The following is a 26,090-nucleotide window of genomic DNA, read 5'->3' on the forward strand; positions in this document are numbered from 1 at the left end:
TATAAAAAACCTTCATCATACAAAAGGGTTAATATTACTACTAATTTTATCAAAAACTTATAATATAAGTAATATTGTCATCTAATGTTTAATGAATTTCAATAAATTACCTTTTTAATTCTAGATGAGTATACACTTTGTTAATATGTTTTGGTCAAAACCCAAAAGTAAGTTTATGCTTTCTATAGGAAAAGAAGGCACAATGTTACTATATTTTAAAAATGATACTTTAAATAAAAGATATTTTGCTAAGGACAAAAATAATAAAGCTGTTTCTGACTTAATTTCATGTCTCTCATCAGATAAAAAAGCACCCTTATATCTGGTTCTCAATCACACTGACCAGAACTATTTGCTACAGTCTATCCCAAGAGTAAATAGGATTAGTGCTTATCTATCAGCAAAAACAAAAGTAGAGCATTTTGCTCATAATAACGATATAAATTCTATTCTCTTGGTCGAAAAGCCGAATAAATTTAATCAAAACTGGTGGTATCTATTTGTTTCATCAAAAGCAAATCATTTAATAGAATATTGGTTGGACGTGTTTGTTGAAATAGGCTCTAACTTTAAAGGAATATTAATGTTTCCTATAGAACTAGTCAGTATAGCAAAAAAGATTCTACACAAAGATCCTAGTAACTGGAAAATTATAGTTGCTGCAACTAAAACAGGTGGCTATAGACAAGTGGTTCTTAAAGAGAACAAAATGATATTTACACGTTTAATACCATTTACTAATGATAATTTACCAGGAATCATTGCTGGTGAAATATATCAGGAAGTGAAAAATACAATTCAATCTTTAACTAAGTTTGGATTTGAAAAAAATGACCCTATCGACCTTTGCATCATAGTATCAGAAGCTATTAAATCTAGTTTATCAGTTATAAATTTTTCAGAGAATAGTGTGAACATATTGACTCCATATGAGCTAGGTAAACTATTGGGAGCAGAATTAGCTATATGCGAAAAAGATAGCTTTTGTGATACTACAATTTTGTTCCATAGCTTTAAGAATAAGCCAATAAATATTTTTAACACAAAAGAAACTAAAGAATTTTATCTATTTAATTATCTTTATTTAAATTCTCCTCAAATTTTTCTATACCTACTCTTGGTTTTAGTTGTAATTAACGCCTTTTGTTTGCGAAATTTGTATTCAAATTTTAATGTTGCTGATAATTTATCTGCAAAGCGGAGTGCTTTAAATAACAAACTAATAAAACTTAGCCAAAGCTATAATGTAAAAAAGATAGATGAAGTTTACGATTTTATTAATATAAATAATATTTTATCAAAAATAGAGTACTCTCCTCTTACACAAATTAAGTATGTAGAAAAGTTAAAAGTACCAGGTGTAGAGCTTCAATCGTTTGAGTGGAATTATAATGAGGCAAAAAGTTATATTACCACAACTTTAAGGTTTAATTTTCAATCTGGTCAAGACATTTCTTATCAATACGAGAAACTACAGAAAAATTTAAACGATAATTTCCGTACTCATGATATTAGTATTTCTAGCTTACCCACTACTAAAGAGAAAAATCTATCTATTGATGTTGAAATAGGAGAGGCAATGTAGATTGATGACTATCTCTCAACTAAAAAGAAAAGCTACAATTCAGTGCATATATTATTTATTGTTATCTATTGTATTAATAGGGTTATCAACGTGTTTTATTCTCTATAACAAAAAGGTTTATAATAAAAATCAAACTGCAGCTGAGGAAATACACTCTATTAATTTACAGATCATTGAAATTCAAAAGAAAGAAGTCGTTCTAAATAAAAATCTAGATTTATGGAAAAGAATTTCTTCTTCAAACTTACATAGTAGCAGATATATTACAAATTTAAATTTTGAGCTTCACAAGCTATATAAAAAACACTACATGTTAGAACCTGAAATATCAATTTCTATACCTGAAGAAGCTGAACTCCACAATAAAAGTGAACGTACAAAAGTAATAAGAAGTGAAGTGGTTCTAAGTTTAAGCTCAATTAGCGATAAGCATATTTTTTTATTTCTACAGTCTATTCCAAATCTTCCTGGTTATGTTATGATCAGATCTCTTACCTTGAATAAGCAGAGAAATATAGATTCTGCAGCTATAAACCAGATTTTAAGTGGTAACATGATAGAGATAGTGAGAGCTAGTATAGTTTTTGATTGGTATACCATATTAAGTAGATGAATATAAAGTTGTTTTTTATTTTTACGCTGCTATTTTTTAATGTTAGTGCATATTGCAATTGTGAAGATCTTGTAGAAAATATAGGGATTTGTAAAAAATATTCTTGCCAACAGCATATTAGTGATGAAGATTTTATTGAGCATAAAATATTAGGGTTAAATAGTGAAAATTTATGTGTATATATAGAAAGACAAGGCAATGATGAAATGGTCTGTCATTATTCCAATAATGGAATGATTATAGAAAAGAAGTACTTAAAAAGTATTTTAAAAGTTGGAAATCAAGAAATAAATGATTTCATTGATATAGCAAATTTGCGTGCGAAGGAGTGTTTTTTTATCAACAATTATAAACTAAGCTATATAGATCGAGACGATATAATAAAAGAGGCAGCAGAGAGTACTTTATCGCAATATGGTAGCATAAAAAGCATTTTTTTTGATGAAGAGCAGGTTAATAGAATAGTTAGTGAGATGGAAAAGTTTAACTTACAGTCTTCAGGAGTTACAGAGGAAGAAAATTTCAATTGTAAAGTAGTCAGTTTAGATTCAATTTTATACTTTTCCCCTGATACATGGAAAATATGGGTAAATGGAAAGTTGTTTATAAATACTAAGGATTTAAAAGTGCACTCAGTAACTGAAAATTATGTAACTTTTTCATGGGCTGTAAACCAAAAGATAACAAAAGAAAGGATAAGCAATTCTAAAAATGTAAATTTTGGACATGAAGGTATTATGTTTACTCTTTATCCAGAACAAAAGTTTGATTTAGACAGTTTATCTATTAAATAATCTAATACATCTGCGCTTGTAGCTCAATTGGATAGAGCGTTGCCCTCCGGAGGCAAAGGTCGTGGGTTCGAATCCCTCCAAGCGCGTTTCTAATTAAATTTGACAATAATACTCTCACATAAGATAATAAAGATGTTTATTTTAAAGCATAATTATGTCTAGTGGTACTATAAATAAAGTCATATTAGTTGGTAATTTAGGAAAAGATCCTGAAATTAGGACTACACAAAATGGAAAAGAGATGGCAAGTTTTTCAATAGCCACGTCTGAAAGTTGGACTGACAAATTTTCTGGTACTCGCTCTGAAAAGACAGAATGGCATAATATTGTAATTTTTAGTGAAGGACTAGTAAAAATTGTTAAAGACTTTGCACGGAAAGGTAGTAAAGTGTACGTTGAAGGCTCTCTGAGAACTAGAAAATGGACTGACCAAAATGGTACTGAAAAGTACACAACAGAGGTGGTGCTATACAACTTTAATAGTGCCCTTACCCTTTTAGATTCACGAAACAGTATGTCAAACTCTGATTACAAGCCAAGTGAATACAAACAAAATGAAATAGAACAAAAAGATAAACACGGAAGTTTTGACAACGATATAAAAGCTGAACTAATCGATGATGAAATACCATTTTAATAACTTCAATTGAAACCTACATTTTTATGGACTGCTTGTGTTACTCCTTTTAATTCTAATGGAGATAGCGTAGATTACCAAAGTTTGCAGTGCTTGCTTGCAATGCAGGTTCAAGCTAAAAATGGTGTAGTGTTGCTCGGTAGCACAGGTGAAAGCTTATCACTTACTGATTCTGAAAAGCGCACCTTAGTTGAATTTGTATGTGAGCTAAAATTAAATACGAAAATTATAATTGGTGTACCAGGAGTGAATCTATATCAGACTTTTGAATGGCTTGATTTTTGCAAGGGTATGCCTATTCATGGCTATCTAATGACAACTCCCATTTATGCAAAGCCTGGAATCATGGGGCAAACTTTATGGTTTGAAAAGCTGCTTGAAAAAGCACATGTGCCAGCAATGCTTTACAATATTCCATCAAGAGCAGGAGTGAGTCTTCACGCTGAAACTGTACGTAATTTATCCAGCCACGAAAAATTTTGGGCTATCAAAGATTCAAGTGGCACCGTTGATACTTTAACTCAGTATAAGAAAGTTGCACCAAATATTGAGGTGTTTTGTGGGGACGATAATATGATATTTGATATGGCTGCTAAGGGTGCGGCTGGTCTGGTTTCTGTTGCTGCCAATGTTTGGCCAAGTGTAGTACATAAATATGTTAAGCAATGCATGAGTGGCAAGAACCCTCAAGCAGACAGTTGGCAACAAGCTTGCAAAGCTCTATTTACTGCCAGCAATCCAATACCTACTAAAGCACTTCTGCATGATATTGAGCTCATAGAACACAAAACTGTACGCCTACCACTCAGCACAGAAGACTTGCCTTCTGTTGAAACATTAAGGCAAGCTAATAAAATGATTCTTAGGTGGAAAGAATTGACTAATGGCTAGGACTAGAAACACAAACTACACATCATCAACTTCCATACCTGCATCAAATGAATTTACTGGTTATGAAAGAATCAATCATGTGAAATTCTTGTTGATATGACTTAATGAATAATTATTTTAGGTTACTAAGTTATTTAAGAAACTTTGATAATATTTAGCCCACTTACTTTTCTATTTTCCATGTCACGATGAGCCTCTATTATTTCATCAAATTTATATTTTTTATTAATTCGTACAATTAAAAGTTTTTTTCTTATCATTTCAAAAATTTCCATTGCAGTAAGCACTAACGTAAGTCTATTGTGCTTGTAGTGATATATCGAAGTTCCAGCTGCAAATAACGAACGCGAACTAAGTAAAGAGAAATTAATAGGAGCATTACCTGATATCTGCCCATAGGAAACATATATGCCAAACTTACCTAAAGATTCAAAAGAGAGCTTGCTTGTAGCGTAACCTATAGGGTCATACACCGCACCTACTCCTCTATTTTTCGTAATCTCCATGATTTTAGAAACGAAGTCTTTATCATTGTAGTTTATTGCGTATGTGCAGCCACTTTGTAGAGCTATCTTCATTTTTTCGTCAGAGCTTATAGAACCTATCACTACACCTTTTTTATCCTTTGCCCATTGGCATATTATTTGCCCCAAACCACCATTAGCTCCATGAACCAAGACAAAAGCACCAGGCCTGATTTTATAAGATTGATTAACTAAATAGTGAGCTGTCATGCCTTTAAACAACACTGCAGCAGCAACTTCATCAGGTATATCATTCGGAATTTTTATCAGATATTTCTGGTGTATAATGCGCTTTTCACAATATGCCCCTGGAGGAGCTGTGCAATATCCAACTCTGTCTCCAACTTTGAATCCATCACTGATTTTTTTACCAAGTTTTTCAACAATTCCTACTGCCTCTACTCCAAGTACTGATGGCAGATCTTTAATTTTGCGCATACCTTTTCTATGTTCTAAATCATAACGATTTAAGCCGATAATTGTATGACGTATTAAGACTTCCTCATCTTTTGGCTCACCTATGCTCTTATCTACAAATTCTAATACTTCTGGCCCCCCAGTTTTTTTAATTTGTATAGCTCTAACCATGATAAATGTAAGACAAAAACTTTAATTATGTTATCTAGCAATTAATATTTTGCAAAATGTTATTTAGAGTTTATACACTACATAAGCGTATTGTTAATAGTTTTGAGGCACAAATTATCATGAACAGAGAAATTTGTCCTTATGGTGTTTTATTCAATGTGTTGTGCAAAGTGGATGAAGATAATGATCTGGATGTTAACAATGTAATAAAAAAAATAAAAGAAAGGTTAGAATATAGAATACAAAAATCAGATAAAAAAGGAGACTATTGTAAATATTTATATACTTCTTGGGAAAAAAAGGATTTGATATTAATCACAGATTTGACTTGAAAGATTATGATGGCTTTTCAATAGGTAGTCTTTTTTCCATCGCCATTAACTATAAACCGTACACTTTAACAAATCTAGCGCAAGTTTTAATAAAAGCAGGAGCTAATGTGCAAAACGAAAAAGGATATTTACATACCTGTGTTTTGACCCATTCTCCGGACATATTAAAGGCTCTCATAAAAGCGGGAGTAAATGATAACCCAAATGAAAACTACGGTGGAAATACCGCTTTAGACTATGTTGCTAAATTATATGGTAGAGATAAGTCAACGAAATACAAGGATTGCTGTAAAATTCTAATTGAGCATACATTAGAAAAAAAACCTCACAGTAAAATGCCAGACTCTATAAAAAGTAATAAAGAGTTAACTGAGTACTGGAATGCTTGTAAAGCAAATAGTGAAGAATGGGAATTCGCAATACCAAAAACCGCAACACAAGTACTTAGTGTACAAAAAACAAATAAGTGCTTCTGCCCAATTAAATAGATCTGTTGCATAACTATTATTTAAATCAACAATAGGAAAAGGTTTGTTATTTAAGCTTAAAAAACGTATACGATAGCGTTATTTCACTTAAATCTTTTGTACTATTGTCACGAATTATTTCAGGGTCTATGTAAAAGGATACTGGCATAGCTGCTTTTTGTTTTGGCTGCAAAATTTGTTCTTCAAAGCAGAAGCATGCAACTTTATTGAAATACTTACCTGCTTTAAAAGGTGTGACATTATACACTGCCATTCCAAGCGAAGGCTGGTCAGATAAATTTTCTGCATAATAAAACACTAAACTTTTTTGCCCTATATTCGTATCAATGTAGTTAGTTTCTGATTTAAATTCCCAAGGCAGACCGGACATTACATCAGCATTGAAGTAAACCCTGATTTTTTGGTCAGTTGCATTTATTGTCGTATTAGTTGCTTTTCTCGTTGTGCCACCATATCCAGTAGCTTTGCAAAAGATACTATACAATGGCACTGAAGCATATGCAAGACACAGCATCAATACCACTAAAGATACTAGGAAAAAAACTATAGAATTTTCATTATTTCCCCTTAAAAAGGAAATCATCTAATCCTTATTGTTGAATAAATTAAGTAACCTGAGTAAATTGAGGAATATATTGATGAAGTCAAAGTAAAGATTAGTTGCACCAAGTATTGCCAGCTTAGTAGTTGCAACCTCTGAGCCATCATTATACCTATAATAAACATCTTTGATTCTCTGAGCATCGTACGCGGTCATTAAAGTAAACACTATTACTGACACAAATGATATTGCAAAATAGAGTGGACTACTCCCAAGGAACAGATTAACTATAGATGCAATGATTAATCCCCAGATTCCCATAATCAAAAAAGAACCCATACTGGTCAGATCTTTTTTTGTAGTATTACCATATAAAGCCATAGAACCAAACATGATCGATGTAATGAAAAATGCTCTCGCTATATTTTCTGCAGTATAAATTATAAAAATATGAGATAAAGAAATTCCCATTAAAACCGAGAATAGAAAAAATACAGTAAGTGTTGACTGAGCACTTAGGTGTTGAAGCCTAAAAGACATATAAAACACCAATGCAACTGGAGATAGCATTACCACAAGCGATAGAACAGGATTGGAATAAATCACCTGGAAAAGACCAGAAAACACTGTTAAAAACGCAACAAGCCCTGTAACACCTAAAGCTAAAGCCATATAATTGTATACTTTAGTTAGGTAACTCCTGAGTCCAGCACTATAATAAACGCCCTGAGAGCGAATATCCTGTTCGTTTTTCATATAAGACATATGTAACTCCTTATTATCTCTTGATGATATATTATAATACAATACAGCGTTTTTATCAAGTATAAAATGACATACTACAATTGAATGGTGTGGTATGCAATTAGAGAATTTCTTCCATAACTATAAGCAAATCGGTTTTCAGCAGCATTTAACTATTATAACAACCTCTGGCAATAGAAATTACTTTCACCATTCCCTCTATCATGATTTAAGGGGAATGGTGAAAGTAGTTTTTGCATTTACTAAAGCATTCTTCTTATAGACACTATACCAACAATCCACTATTTTTTCTATGTCTCGCGGTTTAACCTCTGGACCTATACTGATTCTAATTGAACATTCTGCTTGCTCTTTTGTTGCTCCCATTGCAAGCAAAACATGAGAAGGTCCAACTTTTCCAGAAGAACATGCAGAACCATTGCTGACTGCAATATTATTTAAGTCAAAGTGCATGAGCTGCAGATCATTCTTCACTCTCGGCATATAAATGAAACTTGTATTTGGCAATCTTTTAGAATTTCTGCCAAAGATCTTGATATCACTGACAAGACTTAATAACCCACACTCCAATTGATCACGCAGCTTCTCCACTTCATTCATTTTTGATAGAAGATCTGGAATGTTTTGCAATGCAGCAGAAAGACCTGCAATTGCAACAATGTTTTCTGTGCCACCACGTAATCCTTTTTCTTGCCCACCACCTATTATAATGGGTTCTATTACAAGCTTTTTGTCAAATATTAAAACTCCGCTGCCTGCTATACCACCAAATTTGTGGGCAGATAAAGTAAGTAAATCCACTTCTAAATCTTTCATATTGACTTTGATTTTCCCAATACTTTGAGCAGCGTCAGTGTGACAGATTGCCCCGAATTTATGTGCTATTTTAGCTATTTCCTTAACAGGCTGGATAACTCCAGTTTCGTTATTAGCCATCATCACTGAAATTATTACTTTATTCCCTTCAAGTTCGCTTAGAATTTTTTCTAGCTCTAAAAAGTCAACAATACCCTCTTGATTAACGGGTATTATATGTGGATTATATGCAGAATTAAGAATTGAAGGATGCTCTGTAGCTGAAATTACATGCAGATAGCCTTTCATTCCTCTCATGACTAGGTTGTTTGCTTCAGTTGCACCAGACGTAAAAACTATTTCTTTATCATCTGGAATGCTAAGAGCATCACGTACGTTATCTCTTACCTCTTTAAGAATCTTCCTCGCTTCTTGTCCTCTTTTATGCAGGGATGATGGATTTAGTGTTTGTTTTGACAAAATCTCAAGTATACTTTTTTTTACATTTTTACTCACTGGAGCAGTTGCATTATAATCAGCATACACGTAACTACTATCTTCCAGGGAGAATAAACTCACAGGCTTATTTGTCACTTACCATCAACCAATTATGTATGTTAACTTTAACACAATAAAAATTTATTGCAAAAACAGCAAAGTTAATACATAATTAATAAACAATTTACATTATCAACCCCTGTCAAAACAGGTTTTTATTAGGAGTCATCATGGTAGAAGTCTTTTTAAATAATTCAACAAAAAAGATAGAAGGTAGATACCATCAAAGCAAAGATACCAATGCACCGGTTGTGCTAATTTTACATCACCATCCCCAATATGGTGGTAGTATGGATAGTAAGATTATACATAGTATATATGAATCTTTTATCGATAATAACTTTTCTGCATTGACAATTAATTTTCGTGGCGTCGGAAAATCTACCGGAACTTTTGATAAGGGTATAGGAGAATTAACTGATGCTGCAGTAGCTATTGATTGGCTTCAGGAGCATAACTCTAACAACGTTCCAATTTGGATAGTCGGTTTTTCTTTTGGAGCATGGGTAGCTATGCAGTTGACAATGCGCCGTCCAGAGATAGTAAGTTTTGTTGCCCTTTCTCTTCCAGCAACTAAATACGATTTCTCTTTTCTCTCTCCTTGCCCAGTTCCTGGACTTATAATACAAAGTAATAATGATACAATTTCAGAAGAAAGCGATGTAACAGAATTAGCACAAAGGTTAATAAATTCGGTAAAAAATAACCATATGGAATACCATATAGTAGACGATACTAACCACTTTTTAAGGGATAAAGAAGAGGAAGTAGCTCAAATTATAGATAATTATATAAAACTACGCTTAAACAGTGCAGTCACTTTCTCCAAAAAAGTAAAAAAAGAGATAAGGGTAAAAGAATATGCCTAACTTTACAAATGAGAGAAATGAATGTATTAATATAAATAAAAAAAGTCTTGTTATGTTTAGGCAATTATTATTTCTCGTTTTAGCGATGTTTATGCTGTCAGGATGCTTCCTAAGTAAACAGCGTAAATTAAAGAGTCCGTGTATAAAAAGCAATGAAAGTATTTCGTGCGAATTATACTCCGTTAATGATCATTGGTTAAATAAGTACAAGTTATAGGTAGCTTTGTATTGTACTGTTTCTTCCATTCACAGCTTTACTAATGATCGGTTTTTTAGCTGAAAAATGTGATCTGCTTTTTCTGCAAGAATATAGTTGTGTGTTACTATAAGCATAGAGCTGTTATTTTCCTTTACATATGAATGTAACAGCAAAAATACATTCAAAGAATTTGTTGGGTCTAAATTTCCCGTTGGCTCATCTGCAAGTAAAAGCTTTGGAGAGTTTACAATGCTCCTTGCAATTGCGACCCTCTGCCTTTCTCCACCAGAAATTTCAGATAACATACTACTTGCTTTATTTTCCAGACCAAATTTCTCTAATATTGCTTGCGATTTTTTTTTTGCTTCAGTTTTGCTTTTTCTTGCAATAAGCTGAGGAAGCATAACATTTTCCAACACTGATAACTCCTGTAATAAATAGTGAAATTGATAAACAAAGCTAAGAAAATTTCTTCTTACATGAGTTTTATATTTATTGCTGGCTTGCGTACAATTTACTCCATCTACTGTCACTACACCTAAAGTTGGCTTATCCAATAGACCTGCAATTTGTAGTATAGTTGTTTTTCCTGATCCCGAACTACCAATCAATGCAACTACTTGCCCTCTTGTAAGACTCAGATTGATATCTTTTACAATAGCAGGACTTTTTTTGAAGCTCTTACTTACAGAAGCTAGCTCTAGTGTTACACCACCACCCATATTATAAAAAGATCCAGGAGGGAGAATTAGACCGAGAAACTGTTACCACACCCACATCGAGACTTAGCGAGAGCATTCTTGATTTGAAAACCAGAACCACTTAGATCTTCAGTATAATCTATAGTTGAGTTATTTAAAAATTTCGCTGAACAATTATCAACCATTAATACAGGGTTTCCATTCTCATCATTAATTACTATATCTTTACCTTTTTCACTAAAACTGGAGTGGCTTCTATAATCCTCGCTATCTTCGTCATCGTCAAAATCGTCGTCTTCATCATCGTCAAAATCGTCATCCAAAGACATCTTCTTATTTATTTGATCCATAAGAAAATTATACTTGAAGCCAGAGCATCCACCACCTGAAACTGCAACCCGCAAAATAGAACTCTCATCTCCTTCCTGTTCTACAAGGGAGTGGATTTTCCTTAATGCATTGTCAGTTAAGCTAATATTGTAATCTGTTGACATAACAACCACCGTTCATTATTGATAACCTATTATAGTAGAAATTTTACATGTCAAACAATAATTTTCTATTAAGTTACGCGTGCTTTCCAAATAAAACAAAAGGAAGAAATTTTAAAGAGCCAGAAGATGAAAATCGCAGCTGCTTTCAGCGTGATAGGGACCGAATTATTCACTCTAATACATTTAGAAAATTGGAGTACAAAACACAAGTTTTTATCAATTATGAGCACGACTACTATCGCACTCGGCTTACTCATAGCCTTGAAGTTGCACAAATTGCAAGGTCCATTGCTCGTAGACTTGGCTTAAATGAGGATATCACTGAATGCATAGCGCTCGCACATGATCTTGGTCATCCTCCATTTGGTCATGCAGGTGAAGATGCTCTAAAGAAATCAGTTCAAGATTTGAATCTTGATAATGAGAAGTATGAGTTTGATCATAATGTTCAAGCTATAAGGATTTTAACTTATCTTGAACAAAAACATGCTGATTTTGATGGTATGAATCTAAGTTGGGAGGTGATTGAAGGGGTTGCAAAACATAACGGTCCCTTGCTTGGTCAAAACGCAGAGTCTTCTACAAATAATCAGCTATTATTAAAATATAATGAAAAATATGATCTAAAACTTGAGGAATTTTCAAGCATTGAAGCACAAGTTGCTTCAATTGCCGATGACATCGCTTACAGTGTGCATGATCTTGATGATGCACTCAGAACAAATTTAGTAACTATTGAAGATTTGCTTAATGTTCCCTTAATTGGCAAAATGTTTAAAAACGTAAGGAGTGAATATTCAGACTTGTCTCAGAGCAAACTCATACATGAATCACTGAGTAGAACTATAGGGATTATGATAAATGATGTCGTTTTTCAGACTGAAAAAAATATTAAAGACTACAAAATAAAAAGCGTAGAAGATGTAAGAGGTCTAAATATAATGCTAGTCACATTTTCACCAGAAATTGCAAATGCCACAAAAGAGATAAAAAAATTTAACATGGAAAAAATATACAGAAGCTATAAATTGAATAGAACAATGAACAAAGCAAAACGTATAGTACAGGAGCTTTTTCAATGCTTTTATGAAAACCCAGGGTTATTACCTATAGAGTGGAACAAGCTTGCTTGTGAATCTCAGCGTTCAGTAATAATATGTGATTATATCTCAGGTATGACAGATAGATTTGCCATACACGAGCACAGAAGAATTTTTGATACCTCATACGAAATGACTTCTTTCTAATGACCGATGATTATTTCATGTCGATCGCATTAAAACTTGCAGAAAAAAGTCTTGGAAGTGTTGCACCAAATCCCGCTGTTGGATGTATCATTGTAAAAAACGGTATGGTGATCGGTGAAGGCTACACAGGAATCGGTGGACGTCCACATGCAGAAGTAGTTGCTTTGCAAAATGCTCAAGACTTAACTCATGGTGCAACTATGTACGTCACTCTTGAGCCATGTTGCCACTTTGGAGTTACAGAACCTTGCACTGCAGAAATCATAAAATCAGGAATAAGAAAGGTAGTGATTGCAGCAATTGATCCAGATAATAGAGTTTTAGGCAGAGGCATAAAAGCCTTAGTAGATGGAGGAATTGAAGTTGAGCAAGGGATTATGCAGAAAGAAGCAGAGAAACTGAATGTTGGCTTTTTTACCACCAAGAAACTCCATAGACCATTTATAGCTTGCAAAATCGCAACAACTCTTGACGGAAAAATCGCAACATTTACAGGTGATAGCAAATGGATAACAAGCAAAGATACGAGAAATTGGGTACATGAGCTCAGAGCAAAATATGATGCAATTATGATTGGCAGTAGTACCCTTATCAATGACGATCCACTCTTAACTTGCAGATTACCAGGACTCGAAGAAAGGTCGCCAATAAGGCTAATTATCGATAGCCAAGCAAAATTGCAGGAAGAGCATAATATTGCAAAGACTGCAGACAAAATAACAACTTGGGTGATTACAAACAGAGAAATAGAGAAAAAAATAAAAAACATTAATTATTTGATAGTCAATTCAAATCACAAACCTCCTGTTATTCCAGATGTTACTACAATACACTCTCCTGTCATTCCAATGCCTTCTCCTGTCATCCCAGTGCCCAGACACTGGGATCCAGAAAACTTCAAGCAATTGCGTAGTGAAAACTGGATTCCAGTGTCAAGCACTGGAATGACATCAGATCGAAAAGTCTGCCTAAAAGACATGGCATCAAAACTTGTTTCAGAAATTGGTATAACAAGGTTATTAGTTGAAGGTGGAGGAGTGTTAATTACAGAGTTATTGAAGCACGATTTAATCGATAGGTTGATAATCTACCGTAGTGGCAAGATTTTAGGTAATGATGCCACTCCTTTTATAGGGAATTTAGAGATTGAATCCATCAATAACTGCCATAAATTCAAAAAAGTAGAGATAATAGAGTTCAGTGAGGATGTAGTTGAGGTGTGGAATAAGTCACAGTAGCCTTTATCCACTTGAATGATAGAGATAAAGCAAGAGGTAGAAAATCTACCTCTGGTTATGCTAATTTATTATGCTGCTTTTTCTTGAAACTTGTCTTCAAATATTTTCATGATTTCAGGTTCTTGCATTATAGTTTTAAGCCCTTCTTTGTCAATTATACCTTGAAGTCCTTGTTCACCCTTTTCACCTTGGTCACCTTTCTCACCCTGAAGTCCTTGTTCGCCCTTATCGCCTTTTTCACCCTTAACATTTTCTATTGCATTCATTTGCTGATATGAAGCATAAGCTGCTGCGGCAAAATATACAGCGGCAATAAATAGAGCTGCAATTCCAGCAGGGCTAGCAATAAGTGCTAAAGATGCAGGGCCAGCAATTACTTTAGTAGCAATTAATATTGCTGTTATTGCTCCTGCTAAAGATGCAGCTGCAACTAAACCTTCAATACTCATTTTTGTTATATGTGCAGTGTTTTCCCACTTCAATACGTTTTTTATAGTCATAATAGTCCCCTTATAATAAGGCTAATAAAAAGATTAAGTAGTGTGTATTAATAATGCATGTTGGTCAAGCTACTTTTCACATAAAGTATATATTTCAAGCTAAACTGTTATCAGTTGTATATAATTAAACGTATGAAACATGGTTGGCTGAATCTCGATAAACCAATAGGAATTAGTTCTGCACAAGCTGTAACCCAAGTTAAAAAGATCTTTGGAATTGAGAAAGCTGGTCATCTGGGAACACTTGATCCTTTAGCTTCAGGTGTGTTGCCAATTGCTTTTGGCGAGGCAACGAAAACTATACCGTATTTATCTTGTGACTTAAAGGCATACAATTTCACAATCAAATGGGGAAAGCAAACAACTACGGACGATTTAGATGGTGATATTATTAGAACTAGCAATATAAAACCTGAATATAACCAAATAAATTGTGTGATTAAGGATTTTATTGGTGAGATAACACAAACTCCTCCTCAATTTTCAGCAGTGAAAATCAAGGGAGCAAGAGCATATAAATTAGCAAGAAGTGGGCAAAAGGTAAATATAAAGCCCCGGCAAGTCAAAATACATGAACTGAAGATGATATTTTTGGACACCATAAATAATAGTGCCGATTTTTCTATGATCTGCGGTAGCGGCGTATATGTAAGATCAATTGCAAGAGATCTTGGAATTGAATTAAATTGTTTTGGACATATTACACAATTAAGAAGAACGATGGTAGGTGATTTTAAGGAAGATGAATCAGTGACAATTGAGCAACTTACTAAAAAAAACACAACAACTTACTCTCCGATGTCATCCCAGTGCTTGACACTGGGATCCAGATATACAAATACTTACAAATCATGTAATGGACAAAAGATTCTAGGAGCATATGTCAAAAACAATGTTCGTGATGAAATAGGCTTGATCCCAGTGCTTGACACTGGGATGACAGAGGGAGGTGGGATGGCAGAAGATGATGGAAGTAATACAAAAAGTTTCATCATCCCCATTGAATCGGCCTTAAAATCGATGTTCAAAGTTGAAATTTCCTTAGAGGAAGCGGAGAAAATCAGAAAAGGTCAAGAAATTATATTAAATAACTTGCGTAATTTAAAGAATTATGATATTTTTTGTACGATAGTGGGTAATGTACCTATTGCAATTTGCAGTTTTACTCATGGTTATGTGAAGCCTATTCGTGTTTTTAATATTTTGAAATGAGGTTTAGATGTCAATAACATCCCAAAAGAAAAAAAGTTTGATTAGTACATATGCAATTAAAGAAGATGATACAGGTTCATCTTTTGTACAGTGTGCAATTTTAACCGAGAGAATCAGTAATTTAACTGAGCATTTTAAAACGCATAAGCATGACCATAATTCTAAGCGCGGTTTACTTGTATTGATAGGTAGAAGGCGCAAGCACTTAAATTATATAAAGCGTAAATTTGGTAATGAAGCCTATCAAGAGTTAATAGAGAAGTTAGGCATTAGAAAATAATCGAGGAATTTTGTATGTTTAAAATTATAAAAAAATCTATAGATTGGGAGGGGCGTACCTTATCTTTAGAAACTGGGAAAATAGCACGTCAAGCTGATGGTTCAGTAGTTGTAAATTATGGAGATACTTCTATCTTAGTCACTGTTGTACGAAAAAAGAAGGAAGAAAGTGTTGATTTTCTCCCTTTGAATGTGCAGTTTATTGCAAAAAGTTATGCCATGGGTAAGATTCCTGGTGGTTTTTTTAAAAGAGAAGGAAAACCATCTGATAGAGAAACTTTAATTTCAAGAGTAATAGACAGAAGTATAAGACCGTTATTTCCTGAAGGTTTTCATGATGAAATTAGTGTAGTATGTAATCTATTAACTTACGATACAGTCAATTCTCCTGAAGTACCAGCATTGATAGGTACCGTCGCAGCTCTTGCAATTTCTGGTGTTCCTTTCCACTTTACTATAGCTGGAGTTATGGTCGGTTGTGATGAAAATAACAATTATATACTCAATCCTTCCGTTCAAGAGATGAAAGCAAGCAACTTGGATCTGTTTTTGTCTGGTGATGAAAATTCGATCTTAATGGTCGAATCAGAAGTCAAAGAGCTCTCTGAAGAAAATGTTTTGAGTGCAATAAAATTCGGCCATGAACATCTTCAACCTGTTATTAAGCTTATAAAAGAATTTGCTGATACAGTAGGCAATAAACCTGAAAGCTTTGCTCCTGTTGATATATCAAATATAACTCAAGAACTTGAAAAATATCGAAAAGACTTTGAAGAAGCATATTCAAAAACAGTAAAACAAGAGCGAGTTCAAGCTCTAGAAGTAGTCAGGAATAATATATTGAATACTCTTAAAGAGGCTGGAAAAGACGAAAAGTTAATTACTTATGCAGTAAAAAGCTTTGAAAGATCTTTAGTGCGTGAAATGATTAGAAGGAAAAGTGTGAGGATAGACAGCCGTAAGTATGATGAAATACGCCAGATAGAAATTGAGGCTGACATTCTACCCAAGACTCACGGTTCTGCACTATTTACAAGGGGTACCACTCAGGCACTAGTTGTTACTGCTCTTGGTACTACACAAGATGAGCAAATTGTGGATGACATTGAAGGGGATAGACGTGAACATTTTATGTTGCATTATAATTTTCCTCCATTTGCTGTTGGAGAGGCTTCTGCTATACGCGCACCAGGAAGGAGAGAAATTGGTCATGGTAAACTTGCTTGGAAAGCAATTCATCCTGTTTTACCTGATAAATCTGAATTTCCTTATACAATAAGGATAGTATCTGAGATTATGGAATCTGATGGTTCTTCTTCTATGGCAACAGTTTGTGGAACTTCCATTGCATTAATGGATACAGGTGTGCCAATAAAGGCTCCCGTTGCAGGAATTGCTATGGGTCTCATCAAAGACAAAAATGAGCATATAATACTTTCTGATATACTGGGCGATGAAGACTATCTTGGTGATATGGACTTCAAAGTAGCAGGAACTAGCGAAGGGATTACAGCACTGCAGATGGATATGAAAATTCCTGGTATAAGCTTTGAAATTGTTGAAAAATCTTTAGAACAAGCAAAAGTCGGAAGATTACATATCTTAGAAAAAATGAATGCAGTAATTTCAGAACATCGTAAGGATATAAAAGATCATGTACCAAGAGTGTTATCGTTTTATATAGATAAAGATAAAATTTCTGCAGCTATTGGTGCTAAAGGAAAAAATATACGCAGTGTATGTGAAAGAAGTAATGCAAAAATTGAAATAGGGGATGACGGTAAAGTTTCTGTTTTTGCCATTAGTAGTACTGAAGCTGAAGCTGCAAAGAATATGATGATTGATTCAATAACAGAGCTAGAACAAGGTTCTATAATTGATGCTAAAGTTGTAAAGATAGAGAAGTCTATTGTAGAGTTAGAACTTCTTAATGGAAGAAAAGGAAAAATGCATATAAGCGAGGTAGCTAATCAACATGTAGAGTCCATTGAGGATATACTTAAACAGGGTGATACCTTCAAAGCTTTGATAATTGACTTTGAAAAAGGTGGATGTCCAAAATTATCAAGACGTCGTGTTGATCAAGAAACAGGTGAATTTTTTGAAGGTAAGCTTTACAATGAAGAAAGGAGAGATGGTTTAAATAATAGGGATAATTATTATAACAACTCGTTTAATAAAAAACCTGGAGATAATTATCATAGTAATAGACCTACTCGTCCTCGTTCTGGTTTTAGTAATAGAAACAGACCAAAATTTGGTAATAATGACTCATCATCAGGTTTCTATTGAGGTTGAACTTAATTTCTATTATCTCAGTGTCGAAGCACTGGGATAATAGGAATTTTTAAAACTGACAAGATAACAAAAATGGTTTGTGTTATCTGTAGGGTTATAACGAAAGATTTTTAAGATCGTTTATAGCCTTTTTCATGTCTTCAGCTTTAAATATTGTTGATCCAGCAACTAATATATTTGCACCTGCTTTTATTATATCAGCTGCGTTAGAAAAGTTAACTCCACCATCTACTGAAACTTGTGTTTTAAGATTACGGTCCTGTATCATTTTCCTCACGGTAGATATCTTACTCAACTGCAAATGAATAAACTCCTGTCCTCCAAATCCAGGATTGACTGTCATAATTAGTACAATATCTAGCTCATCTATTATATACTCAAGCACGCTTGGAGAAGTTGAAGGAACAATTGAAACTCCAACTTGTATTATTTTTTTTGTATTGTTTTTATATGATTTTATCTTTCTTACTAGCCTCTCAAGATGTATCTCTGCTTCTGCATGTATAGTGATAATATCAGCACCAGCATTTATAAAACTTTCAATATGGTTACCAGGAGATTTAATCATTAAGTGTACATCAAAAGGAAGATTGCTATATTTACGTATCGCAGAGATAACATTCGGACCTATTGTAATATTTGGAACAAAATTTCCATCCATAACGTCTATGTGTATATAATCTACATTCAAGTCGCTAATTCTTTTTACTTCCTCTCCTAATTTTGCAAAGTCTGCTGAAAGTATAGAAGGTGCAATTTTAATACCCATAGACTACTTTTTACCAAAAATAAAAAAAGTAACTTATTTTTTAAACTCTGTCATCCCAATACTATATTAATCTCATTTAGAAATTTTTGTATCCTTCCAGATGCATGTGAAACCAGTCCTTTATTTTTCTCTGCCCATGCATCTGGTCATTGTAATACTCATTAGACTTCTTTCTTCGCCTTTTCTAAATATTCCAACACAGTTTCATGTAGCGCAGTCCAAGACATTTGCTTTTCCATATTCGATATAAATTTTTGTTTCCAAGTGTCCTTAAATTCTTGAAACCACTGCTTCTCAAAATTTTGGAAATTAGATAAAACTTGCGACCTAAACTCATTAATCAAATTCGAGACTTCTATAGCCTTTTCAGGGCTTATAGACTTAAAAGATAATATTTCATTCTTTAAAACATCTAGCTTTTCAAATGAATTAAGTCTAAATGGAATATAAAGTGAAGATCTTATATTGTATCTTAGATAAGAGTCATAATATAGCTTAATCTTGTACATGAGCATAGCAAATGCATCAGAAGAAATATTATTTTCATATTCTGCAAGAGAAGATAATAAATGCTTATAATCCTCTTCATTCAAAAATGGTGGCTTTAAGCTTAATTTAGTTTTATCACTTAAAGATAAGAATTCACTAAAAACAAGATTACTATACTTAACTAAAAATTCAGGCAAAATATCTTCTTGTTCTAATTTTAGAGGCAAGTCTTTTCTAATCTCTTTCGGCAAGTAGTGCATTGAAAACTGATTGATAACCCACGCAAAATTTTCATCAAACTCATTTGAGTAATTAGCATTATTGTCAGGAAAAATCATATTACCTTCCCTATCATTCCAAGGCAGTATTTTATAAAAAAAACCGTTTAACCTTTTTTTTAATTTCAAAATATTTTCACTCTTATCGCCTACCTTATACAAAACCTCATTTACTTTTTGTTCTGCGTCTTGAGGACTGATTCTATCACCTATATGCAATCCGATACCACTTTTCTCTAATAACTCCCAATCAAATAACTTATGTGGATCAGGCTTACGCATTGCGTAACCTTCAATTGCTGAGTTGTACACTATAGTGCCTATCTCAGCGTGACTAAATATCATATCTTTTCTAATCTTAAAGCGCTTCATGAGGTACAAAATCAGATCTTTGACAGATTTCATTTGCTCTTCTGGAAAAGGCTCAAGCCCTGTGTTTACAATCTCTATACCTATAGAATAATCATTCAGTTTTCGTAGCTCTTCAACCACATTATCTACTTGAACTTTCGCATAACTTATACCAGCATGCCATGCTCGTTTTTCAAGTGGAACCATCAGAGTAATGCTACCATCTCTATCAACAATAAGCTGTACTGATATCCCTGAAGAATTTAATGCGTATTTTGTACTTTTTAATGTTGGTGATTCGGTATGGTGCACCACCACCATCAACACTTTTTTGCCTTCTCTATCATCATAATTTAAACTCGGTGCAGGATCTAAAAATATTGGATTTTTTAATGATGTTTTCAAATCTTGAAAATCGTTCTCAATATCACTTAAACAAGATTGTTGTCCGTATACAAGAGGCGCTACAAGCAGCAACAGAAATAAAACAGACAAACATTTTTTTACTATAAGTTTCATGTAGCTCTACAAATTGCCCTCAATATAACTAAATTAGCATAATACACATAAAATGTTTACTTTTTTTTCAGCCAATCAAGACTTGCTACAGCTACAATTAATACTCTTATCATTACATTTTGGTGTTAAGTCAGGATAGAACGTAAGTATAGCGTCATTCTTTCTCACAAAAACCGATTGATAATTGTCATCTCCCATTTTATATAGACACATTCCATCTTTTCCCAGTTCCTTAAACGCCTTAGTAGCAAAAACTAAAAGGAGAGTAGACCGGCGGAACTTCCCCACCAGTCTCTCGCAGAACTGCACGGAAACCTCTCGGCTTATACAGCTCCCATTATTTAGCCTTTTGATCCTAACCCAAGTGTCCAATGATAGAAAATACTTGGAGACCTCTTTCTCACTTTTCCTAAAAATTGCTTTGCTAGTCTTCCGTGATCACGAAGTTTCTTATATTTTGTCCTGACCCATCTTATGAGGTATCTCTCTATATTCCTGAGAGATGGATACATCTCTGATTTATAAAACCTGCCATAGTACTGAAACCAGCCTCTGACTATTGGATCTATTTTCTTCGATATTTCCTCTAGTGTGGTCCATGTAATCCGATGTATTCTCCATGACTTTATGGTTTTCTTGATCTTCTTCTTGGCTTTGTTACTAATTGCAGGTAGAAATGAGATGAAATAATTCCTCATCTTATTCTTTGCTACTCTAGGTCTAAAAGTATAACCTAGAAAATCAAAGCTTTGTTTAGGAAATTGTTCTTTTCTATCATCATCCTTACTGTACACAATCTGTGTCTTTTCAGGATGTAACTTCAATTTACACTTAGCCAATCTTTCTTCAATCATTACTTTCATAAATCCTGCCTGTCTTTTAGTTCTGCAGTGCACTATCGCATCATCTACATATCTTTCAAATGGTACTGTTGGATAATTTTGTTTCATCCACATATCAAACGCATGGTGCATAAATATGCTTGAAATGATTGGGCTTATTGAACCTCCTTGCGGAACTCCTTTATCCCTTGTTACCCTACTGCCATCTGCTTGCTGAATGGGGGCTTTCATCCACCTCTCAACATACAGTATGACCCATTTGCAGTCTGTGTGTTTCTTGATAGCCTGCAGTGCTAAATCGTGGTCCAGATTGTCGAAAAACCCAGATATATCAAGATCTACCGTCCAATCATTTTTCCAACATCTCTTCCGTGCTGTGTATACCGCATCCAGCGCAGACTTATTTGGTCTATAACCATATGAATCTTCGTGAAATTTCGGTTCTACTAACGGCTCAAGATACATTGTAGCTGCTGTTTGCGCTATCCTGTCGAATACTGAAGGCACACATAAAATTCTTTGCCCTCCTGTATCTTTTGGTATCGCAACAGCTTTTACCGGCTCTGGAAAATAACTTCCGGATGACATCCGATTCCATAATTTGTATAGATTATCCTTTAGATTTTCTTCAAACTTTGTTATCGAGACCTCATCTACACCTGCTGCACCTTTATTTTTCGATACTTGTTTATAAGCTCTCCAAATAAGTTGCTTCGGTATATCAAAAGACTTTGTTTCATTCATTAACTCCTCCCTTTCGGTTGATAAATAATTAAAACTAAATAACTTAGCCCCTGACCTTACCCAGAAAAAGTAGACAGAAAGTTAAGACGTTTTTGAAGTAAAATAAAACGTTTTTTCAAAGAGGTGTGGTATGACAAAAAGAAAAGAATATACAGCAGAATTCAAAATTGAAGCTATAAGACTAGTAAAAGAAACAGGTCAATCATCAGCAAAAATAGCAAGAGATTTGGGTATTAGCGGTGATTCATTAAGCAGATGGGTAAAAACATACAATGATAGAATGTCTGGAGTAGATGCGTTTCCAGGAAAAGGGAAAGTAGCTCATTGTGACAAAGAAAAGTTTGATTTAAAGAAAGAGCTGGCAAGAGTAACGAGGGAAAGAGACATTTTAAAAAAAGCCCTGGGATATTTTGCAAACCAAAAAGAGTAAAATATTCTTTTATAAAAGAACATAAAAAATGCTATAAAATACGGGAATCATGCAGATTTTTGAACGTATCTGCTTGTGGTTATTATAAATGGATTACTAAGGAAAAAAACAACAAAAAATCAATAAGAGAAGAGCTCATACAAGATATTCAGAAGGTATATCGAGCATCACAATGCAGATACGGAGCTCCTAAAATTCACGCTGAATTAAAGGCTTTAGGTAAAAATTATAACATCAAAACAGTGCAAAATGTTATGCAGAAAAATGGCATTCAAGCTAAGCTTAGACGAAAGTTTAAAAGTAAAAAACCACAAATAGACAATAGAGTTATAACTCCTAACATATTAAATCAGAATTTCATCGCTGATCAACCTAACAAGATATGGGTAACTGATATTACGTACATAAAAACTAATGAAGGATGGTTATATTTGGCAGCAATAATAGATTTATATTCACGCATGGTGATTGGCTGGTCAATGAGTAATGCAGTAAATAGGCAATTAGTTATAGATGCGTTATTCATGGCTATTGGTAGGCGCAAATCTGCTAAAAATCTACTATTTCATAGCGATCAAGGATCGCAATACACCTCTAAAAATTATCAATTTTTACTAAGTACAAAAAATATTACTTCTAGTATGAGTCACAAAGGTTGTTGTTATGATAATGCTGTTTCAGAGAGCTTTTTTAGTTCACTTAAGAGAGAGTTACTCATTGATACTTCACAACACTCTGCACAACAAGCTAAAACCGCAATATTTGAATATATAGAAATTTTTTATAATAAACAGCGTAGACATTCTACTATTAACTATTGCATTCCTGAGCTTTTTGATTCATCATTCTCATAGTAAAAACGTCTTAACTTTCTGTCTACTTTTTCTGGGTAAGGTCACTCTTCTCATAATAGTGGAAACAGGATAAAATAGAGACTTAGGGTAATAAGAAGATAAAAGTGCCAGCAGCATACAGTTATGACTTAAGGAAAAAAGCCATGCAGGCGTTAGATGAAGGAGAGAGTAAAACAGCAGTAGCAAAGAGGTTCAAAATCGGTAGAGTAACATTGTACAAATGGGAGAAAAGGCGGAAAGAAACAGGAATCGAAGAAACTGGGAAATAGAGGCTATAATCATAAAATCACCGATTGGAATGCGTTTGCAGAATTTATAAAAAAGCACGGCGGTAAAACACAATCAGAGGTGCTGGGGCAATATAAGTCGTCAAACGATTCATAGAGCTCTAAAAAAATTTGGATTTACACGCAAAAAAAGACTTATGGATATGAAGAAAGAAACGAAGAAAAACGCGCTGAATTTCTGAAAGTCATATCGGCAGAGTCCCCTAAAAATTTGGCATATATTGATGAATCTGGTATAGACAATACAGAAGATTACCAATACGGATATTGCAGAAAGGGAGAATGCACTAAAATCAGGTAAGAAAACTCAGAGAGTTAGCATGATTGCAGCTTTAAATAAGGGAAAAATGTTGCACCTATGACGTTTGAAGGCTATTGTGATACAGAGGTTTTTAATGGCTGGTTCGAGCAATTTCTGGCACCAATTTTACAGCCTGGACAAACAGTGATTTTAGATAATGCAACTTTTCATAAGTCTAAAAAGATTGTCGAACTTGCCAAAAGGGTTGGTGCAGACATTCTGTATCTGCCTCCATATTCTCCAGATTTCAATAAAATTGAGCATCATTGGTTTGCTATAAAAAACAGAGCCAGGAAAAACATTCCTCTGTTTCCACTATTATGAGAACAGCTATACTTTAGTTTTGGGAGAATAATTGGGAAAATCTGTCTAGTTATTTTAAATATTCCGGCCCTGTAAGAAAATTAATTTATACCACAAATCCTATTGAAGGGTTACATAGACAGATCAGAAAATTTACTAAGACTAAGGGCTCATCTACTAGCACAAATGCCTTGTATGAACAGGTATATTGTGCTATAAAAAAGGTAGGAGAAAAATGGGCTATGCCTATACATGATTGGGTTTTGACTATGTCTCAACTTGATATCTTTTTTTCTTGTAGAGTTGAATTAAAAATGTGGTTTGACACAGTTTATTTAACACTCCCTTTTTGAAAGGGACAGATCGCTAAAAATATTTAAACAACTAATTCTTATAACTTTATACCAATAAAACTATTCCCACCTTAATTATCAAACAGTAACGTATAGAACTACAAACTTTTGTATATTAAGAAATTGTTTAAATTGCATACCTGGCTACTATGTCCCCTACTTCCAAGATAAAGTACCTTTCACTAAAAAATATTGAATTTAATTTTTGTAATCACTTAAGTCTAGTATTATTTTGTTAATGTATCGTTCATTTGCATCCTTGATGATAAATTTTATACCATTTTTATATCTTATAACTTCATCTACAGAAGGTACCTTACCAGCAATTGAAAGAACCAAACCACTAAGTGTGGCATAATGCTCTTCAGAGTCACACAACTCTATTTTTAGATTTTCCTCTATATCCTTTATAAGGGCCCTTGCTGATATTTCAAACTTATTTTGAGATAATTCAGTAATGGTGTGTTCTGAATTTAACTCATTCTCGTTATCAATATTTGGTATCAATTCCTCTATAAGATCATTTATCGAAATTAAACCATCAGTTCCGCCATATTCATCCAGTACAATAGCTAAATATGACTTGGAAGATTTCATTCTAACAAAAAGATTTGTTGCTTTCATTGAGGCTGGGACAAATATTACATTTTGTATAATATTTCTCAGATTAAAATCTTTATTCTTATTGAAAATGATATCTTTTACGTAAAAAAAGCCTATTACGTTGTCAAAGTTATTCTTATAAGTTGGTATCTTAGCATGGTAAGTGTTTTTCACCTTCTTTATTACCTCATCCTTGCTCGATTCAATATCTACTGCACATATCTCCTTACGTGGAGTCATTATATCCATGATACTACAATCACGGAATTTTAACAGACTATTAAGTATGTCAAGACCTGACAGATCACCCATTAATGCCTCAGTCGCACATTTTTTTAACACAGAAGTTTTGTTGAAGAGAAAGAGAAAAATTCTGTATGCTATTTTTTCTACCAAAGTTCTTTTCTTATTCAATTTATTCCCTTTAATGGTGAAAATATCTTTAGATAAGGTCTATCAAGAAAACTGTTATTAAATGTTTAATAAGCATGTGAATAATGTCAAATTAATTTGTGAATCATTTGTTGACATAAAATACTAACAATTGATCAACAATTTTTTCAATGACATATACATAATTATATAACAATCCATGATAGTAAAGCTTTTTTCCATAAAAGAAAATTACTAACATTCTAGACATCTTACTTATACACATAAATCATAAAGGAAAATCAATAGTATAGAGAAGTTATTAACATATTTATCCACAAGCTAAGTAATACTAATTTTTACTGAATTTTAAGTTAATAACAATTTATTGATAGAACTACTACTACTACTATACTTTAGTTTAGATAAAAAGTAGATAAAGTAGAT

At 33.5% G+C, this 26,090-nt stretch carries 26 protein-coding genes, 1 tRNA gene and 2 pseudogenes; 18 read left to right on the forward strand and 11 right to left on the reverse strand.

All coding sequences use genetic code 11. The features are described 5' to 3' along the window. Positions 1-145: 145 nt before the first annotated feature. From ABWU52_RS07150 to dapA, 6 genes are all read left to right on the forward strand, one after another. Positions 146-1,585 carry a hypothetical protein gene (locus ABWU52_RS07150; protein ID WP_353277759.1) on the forward strand — a complete coding sequence of 480 codons (1,440 nt, stop codon included), beginning with the start codon at positions 146-148 and terminating at the stop codon, positions 1,583-1,585. A gap of 4 nt (positions 1,586-1,589) precedes the next feature. Beyond that, a complete protein-coding gene (locus ABWU52_RS07155; RefSeq protein ID WP_353276856.1) occupies positions 1,590-2,198 on the forward strand; it encodes a hypothetical protein in 609 nt (202 codons plus the stop codon). Next, positions 2,195-2,992 (forward strand): hypothetical protein, encoded by a 798-nt coding sequence (locus ABWU52_RS07160; RefSeq protein ID WP_341815585.1) that lies wholly within the window; start codon positions 2,195-2,197, stop codon positions 2,990-2,992. The genes ABWU52_RS07155 and ABWU52_RS07160 overlap by 4 nt, the downstream gene beginning before the upstream one ends. Before the next feature lie 12 nt (positions 2,993-3,004). Continuing rightward, positions 3,005-3,078: transfer RNA gene (locus ABWU52_RS07165), tRNA-Arg, on the forward strand. A gap of 68 nt (positions 3,079-3,146) precedes the next feature. After that, positions 3,147-3,629, forward strand: coding sequence for a single-stranded DNA-binding protein (ssb, locus tag ABWU52_RS07170; protein WP_353276858.1), 483 nt, complete (start codon positions 3,147-3,149; stop codon positions 3,627-3,629). Between the two features lie 9 nt (positions 3,630-3,638). Continuing rightward, a complete protein-coding gene (dapA, locus tag ABWU52_RS07175; protein ID WP_353276860.1) occupies positions 3,639-4,520 on the forward strand; it encodes a 4-hydroxy-tetrahydrodipicolinate synthase in 882 nt (293 codons plus the stop codon). Between the two features lie 134 nt (positions 4,521-4,654). Here the strand turns inward: dapA and ABWU52_RS07180 are convergent, their stop codons facing one another. Then, on the reverse strand, positions 4,655-5,632 hold the full coding sequence (locus tag ABWU52_RS07180) for a quinone oxidoreductase family protein (RefSeq protein WP_353276861.1): 978 nt from the start codon (positions 5,630-5,632) through the stop codon (positions 4,655-4,657). A 119-nt stretch (positions 5,633-5,751) separates the two neighbouring features. On the opposite strand from ABWU52_RS07180, the gene ABWU52_RS07185 reads away from it, so the two are divergent. Together ABWU52_RS07185 and ABWU52_RS07190 are read left to right on the forward strand one after the other, a co-directional pair. Next, positions 5,752-5,964 (forward strand): hypothetical protein, encoded by a 213-nt coding sequence (locus tag ABWU52_RS07185; RefSeq protein WP_353276863.1) that lies wholly within the window; start codon positions 5,752-5,754, stop codon positions 5,962-5,964. 107 nt (positions 5,965-6,071) lie between these two features. After that, positions 6,072-6,452 (forward strand): hypothetical protein, encoded by a 381-nt coding sequence (locus ABWU52_RS07190; protein ID WP_353276865.1) that lies wholly within the window; start codon positions 6,072-6,074, stop codon positions 6,450-6,452. Positions 6,453-6,498: 46 nt separating this feature from the next. Here the strand turns inward: ABWU52_RS07190 and ABWU52_RS07195 are convergent, their stop codons facing one another. The 3 genes from ABWU52_RS07195 to ABWU52_RS07205 all read right to left on the reverse strand — a co-directional run bounded on the left by ABWU52_RS07195 (position 6,499) and on the right by ABWU52_RS07205 (position 9,147). Further along, positions 6,499-7,035 carry a cytochrome c oxidase assembly protein gene (locus ABWU52_RS07195; protein ID WP_353276867.1) on the reverse strand — a complete coding sequence of 179 codons (537 nt, stop codon included), beginning with the start codon at positions 7,033-7,035 and terminating at the stop codon, positions 6,499-6,501. Then, positions 7,036-7,758, reverse strand: coding sequence for a Bax inhibitor-1/YccA family protein (locus tag ABWU52_RS07200; RefSeq protein ID WP_007302228.1), 723 nt, complete (start codon positions 7,756-7,758; stop codon positions 7,036-7,038). Positions 7,759-7,959: 201 nt separating this feature from the next. After that, positions 7,960-9,147, reverse strand: coding sequence for a cysteine desulfurase family protein (locus tag ABWU52_RS07205; RefSeq protein WP_353276869.1), 1,188 nt, complete (start codon positions 9,145-9,147; stop codon positions 7,960-7,962). Positions 9,148-9,281: 134 nt separating this feature from the next. Between ABWU52_RS07205 and ABWU52_RS07210 the strand changes: the two genes are divergently transcribed. Then, complete coding sequence (locus tag ABWU52_RS07210) at positions 9,282-9,980, forward strand: alpha/beta hydrolase (RefSeq protein WP_353276870.1); 699 nt, start codon at positions 9,282-9,284, stop codon at positions 9,978-9,980. Between the two features lie 246 nt (positions 9,981-10,226). Here the strand turns inward: ABWU52_RS07210 and ABWU52_RS07215 are convergent, their stop codons facing one another. Both ABWU52_RS07215 and ABWU52_RS07220 read right to left on the reverse strand, forming a co-directional pair. Continuing rightward, positions 10,227-10,901 carry an ABC transporter ATP-binding protein gene (locus tag ABWU52_RS07215; protein ID WP_353276872.1) on the reverse strand — a complete coding sequence of 225 codons (675 nt, stop codon included), beginning with the start codon at positions 10,899-10,901 and terminating at the stop codon, positions 10,227-10,229. A gap of 26 nt (positions 10,902-10,927) precedes the next feature. After that, the gene (locus ABWU52_RS07220) at positions 10,928-11,374 is read right to left on the reverse strand and encodes a HesB/IscA family protein (RefSeq protein ID WP_007302232.1); all 447 of its coding nucleotides are present in this window, start codon (positions 11,372-11,374) and stop codon (positions 10,928-10,930) included. A gap of 47 nt (positions 11,375-11,421) precedes the next feature. Here ABWU52_RS07220 and ABWU52_RS07225 point away from each other — a divergent pair, with 47 nt between their 5' ends. Both ABWU52_RS07225 and ribD read left to right on the forward strand, forming a co-directional pair. Next, positions 11,422-12,621, forward strand: a complete 1,200-nt coding sequence (locus ABWU52_RS07225; protein WP_353276874.1) for a deoxyguanosinetriphosphate triphosphohydrolase — start codon at positions 11,422-11,424, stop codon at positions 12,619-12,621. Next, positions 12,621-13,859 carry a bifunctional diaminohydroxyphosphoribosylaminopyrimidine deaminase/5-amino-6-(5-phosphoribosylamino)uracil reductase RibD gene (gene ribD, locus ABWU52_RS07230; protein ID WP_353276876.1) on the forward strand — a complete coding sequence of 413 codons (1,239 nt, stop codon included), beginning with the start codon at positions 12,621-12,623 and terminating at the stop codon, positions 13,857-13,859. Before ABWU52_RS07225 ends, ribD begins: the two co-directional genes overlap by 1 nt. A 68-nt stretch (positions 13,860-13,927) precedes the next feature. On the opposite strand, the gene ABWU52_RS07235 is transcribed toward ribD, so the two are convergent. Next, positions 13,928-14,359 carry a collagen-like protein gene (locus ABWU52_RS07235; RefSeq protein ID WP_353276878.1) on the reverse strand — a complete coding sequence of 144 codons (432 nt, stop codon included), beginning with the start codon at positions 14,357-14,359 and terminating at the stop codon, positions 13,928-13,930. A 132-nt stretch (positions 14,360-14,491) separates the two neighbouring features. On the opposite strand from ABWU52_RS07235, the gene truB reads away from it, so the two are divergent. From truB to pnp, 3 genes are read left to right on the forward strand one after another with little or no spacing between them, the layout of a single operon-like run. Further along, positions 14,492-15,571: a tRNA pseudouridine(55) synthase TruB gene (truB, locus tag ABWU52_RS07240; protein WP_353276880.1), complete on the forward strand. Its 1,080-nt coding sequence runs from the start codon at positions 14,492-14,494 to the stop codon at positions 15,569-15,571. A 7-nt stretch (positions 15,572-15,578) separates the two neighbouring features. Beyond that, the gene (gene rpsO, locus ABWU52_RS07245) at positions 15,579-15,851 is read left to right on the forward strand and encodes a 30S ribosomal protein S15 (RefSeq protein ID WP_010403478.1); all 273 of its coding nucleotides are present in this window, start codon (positions 15,579-15,581) and stop codon (positions 15,849-15,851) included. Positions 15,852-15,865: 14 nt separating this feature from the next. Then, positions 15,866-18,142 (forward strand): polyribonucleotide nucleotidyltransferase, encoded by a 2,277-nt coding sequence (pnp, locus tag ABWU52_RS07250; protein WP_353276881.1) that lies wholly within the window; start codon positions 15,866-15,868, stop codon positions 18,140-18,142. A gap of 100 nt (positions 18,143-18,242) precedes the next feature. Here pnp and rpe read toward each other — a convergent pair whose 3' ends face one another. From rpe to ltrA, 3 genes are all read right to left on the reverse strand, one after another. Continuing rightward, positions 18,243-18,917, reverse strand: a complete 675-nt coding sequence (gene rpe / locus ABWU52_RS07255) for a ribulose-phosphate 3-epimerase (RefSeq protein WP_353276883.1) — start codon at positions 18,915-18,917, stop codon at positions 18,243-18,245. A 161-nt stretch (positions 18,918-19,078) separates the two neighbouring features. Then, on the reverse strand, positions 19,079-20,554 hold the full coding sequence (locus ABWU52_RS07260) for an N-acetylmuramoyl-L-alanine amidase (protein ID WP_353276885.1): 1,476 nt from the start codon (positions 20,552-20,554) through the stop codon (positions 19,079-19,081). Between the two features lie 341 nt (positions 20,555-20,895). Beyond that, complete coding sequence (ltrA, locus tag ABWU52_RS07265; RefSeq protein WP_353276809.1) at positions 20,896-22,140, reverse strand: group II intron reverse transcriptase/maturase; 1,245 nt, start codon at positions 22,138-22,140, stop codon at positions 20,896-20,898. A 130-nt stretch (positions 22,141-22,270) separates the two neighbouring features. On the opposite strand from ltrA, the gene ABWU52_RS07270 reads away from it, so the two are divergent. From ABWU52_RS07270 to ABWU52_RS07285, 4 genes and pseudogenes are all read left to right on the forward strand, one after another. After that, on the forward strand, positions 22,271-22,570 hold the full coding sequence (locus ABWU52_RS07270; protein WP_064085359.1) for a transposase: 300 nt from the start codon (positions 22,271-22,273) through the stop codon (positions 22,568-22,570). Further along, complete coding sequence (locus ABWU52_RS07275) at positions 22,546-23,424, forward strand: IS3 family transposase (protein ID WP_353277659.1); 879 nt, start codon at positions 22,546-22,548, stop codon at positions 23,422-23,424. The genes ABWU52_RS07270 and ABWU52_RS07275 overlap by 25 nt, the downstream gene beginning before the upstream one ends. A 104-nt stretch (positions 23,425-23,528) precedes the next feature. Continuing rightward, a pseudogene (locus ABWU52_RS07280) lies at positions 23,529-24,336 on the forward strand (IS630 family transposase). Positions 24,337-24,356: 20 nt separating this feature from the next. Beyond that, positions 24,357-24,668: pseudogene (locus ABWU52_RS07285) on the forward strand (transposase); the annotation flags it as partial. A gap of 198 nt (positions 24,669-24,866) precedes the next feature. Here ABWU52_RS07285 and ABWU52_RS07290 read toward each other — a convergent pair. Continuing rightward, positions 24,867-25,685, reverse strand: a complete 819-nt coding sequence (locus ABWU52_RS07290; RefSeq protein WP_353276886.1) for a transporter associated domain-containing protein — start codon at positions 25,683-25,685, stop codon at positions 24,867-24,869. Between the last annotated feature and the right edge of the window lie 405 nt (positions 25,686-26,090).

Source organism: Wolbachia endosymbiont (group B) of Villa cingulata, assembly GCF_964028285.1.
Classification (GTDB): domain Bacteria; phylum Pseudomonadota; class Alphaproteobacteria; order Rickettsiales; family Anaplasmataceae; genus Wolbachia.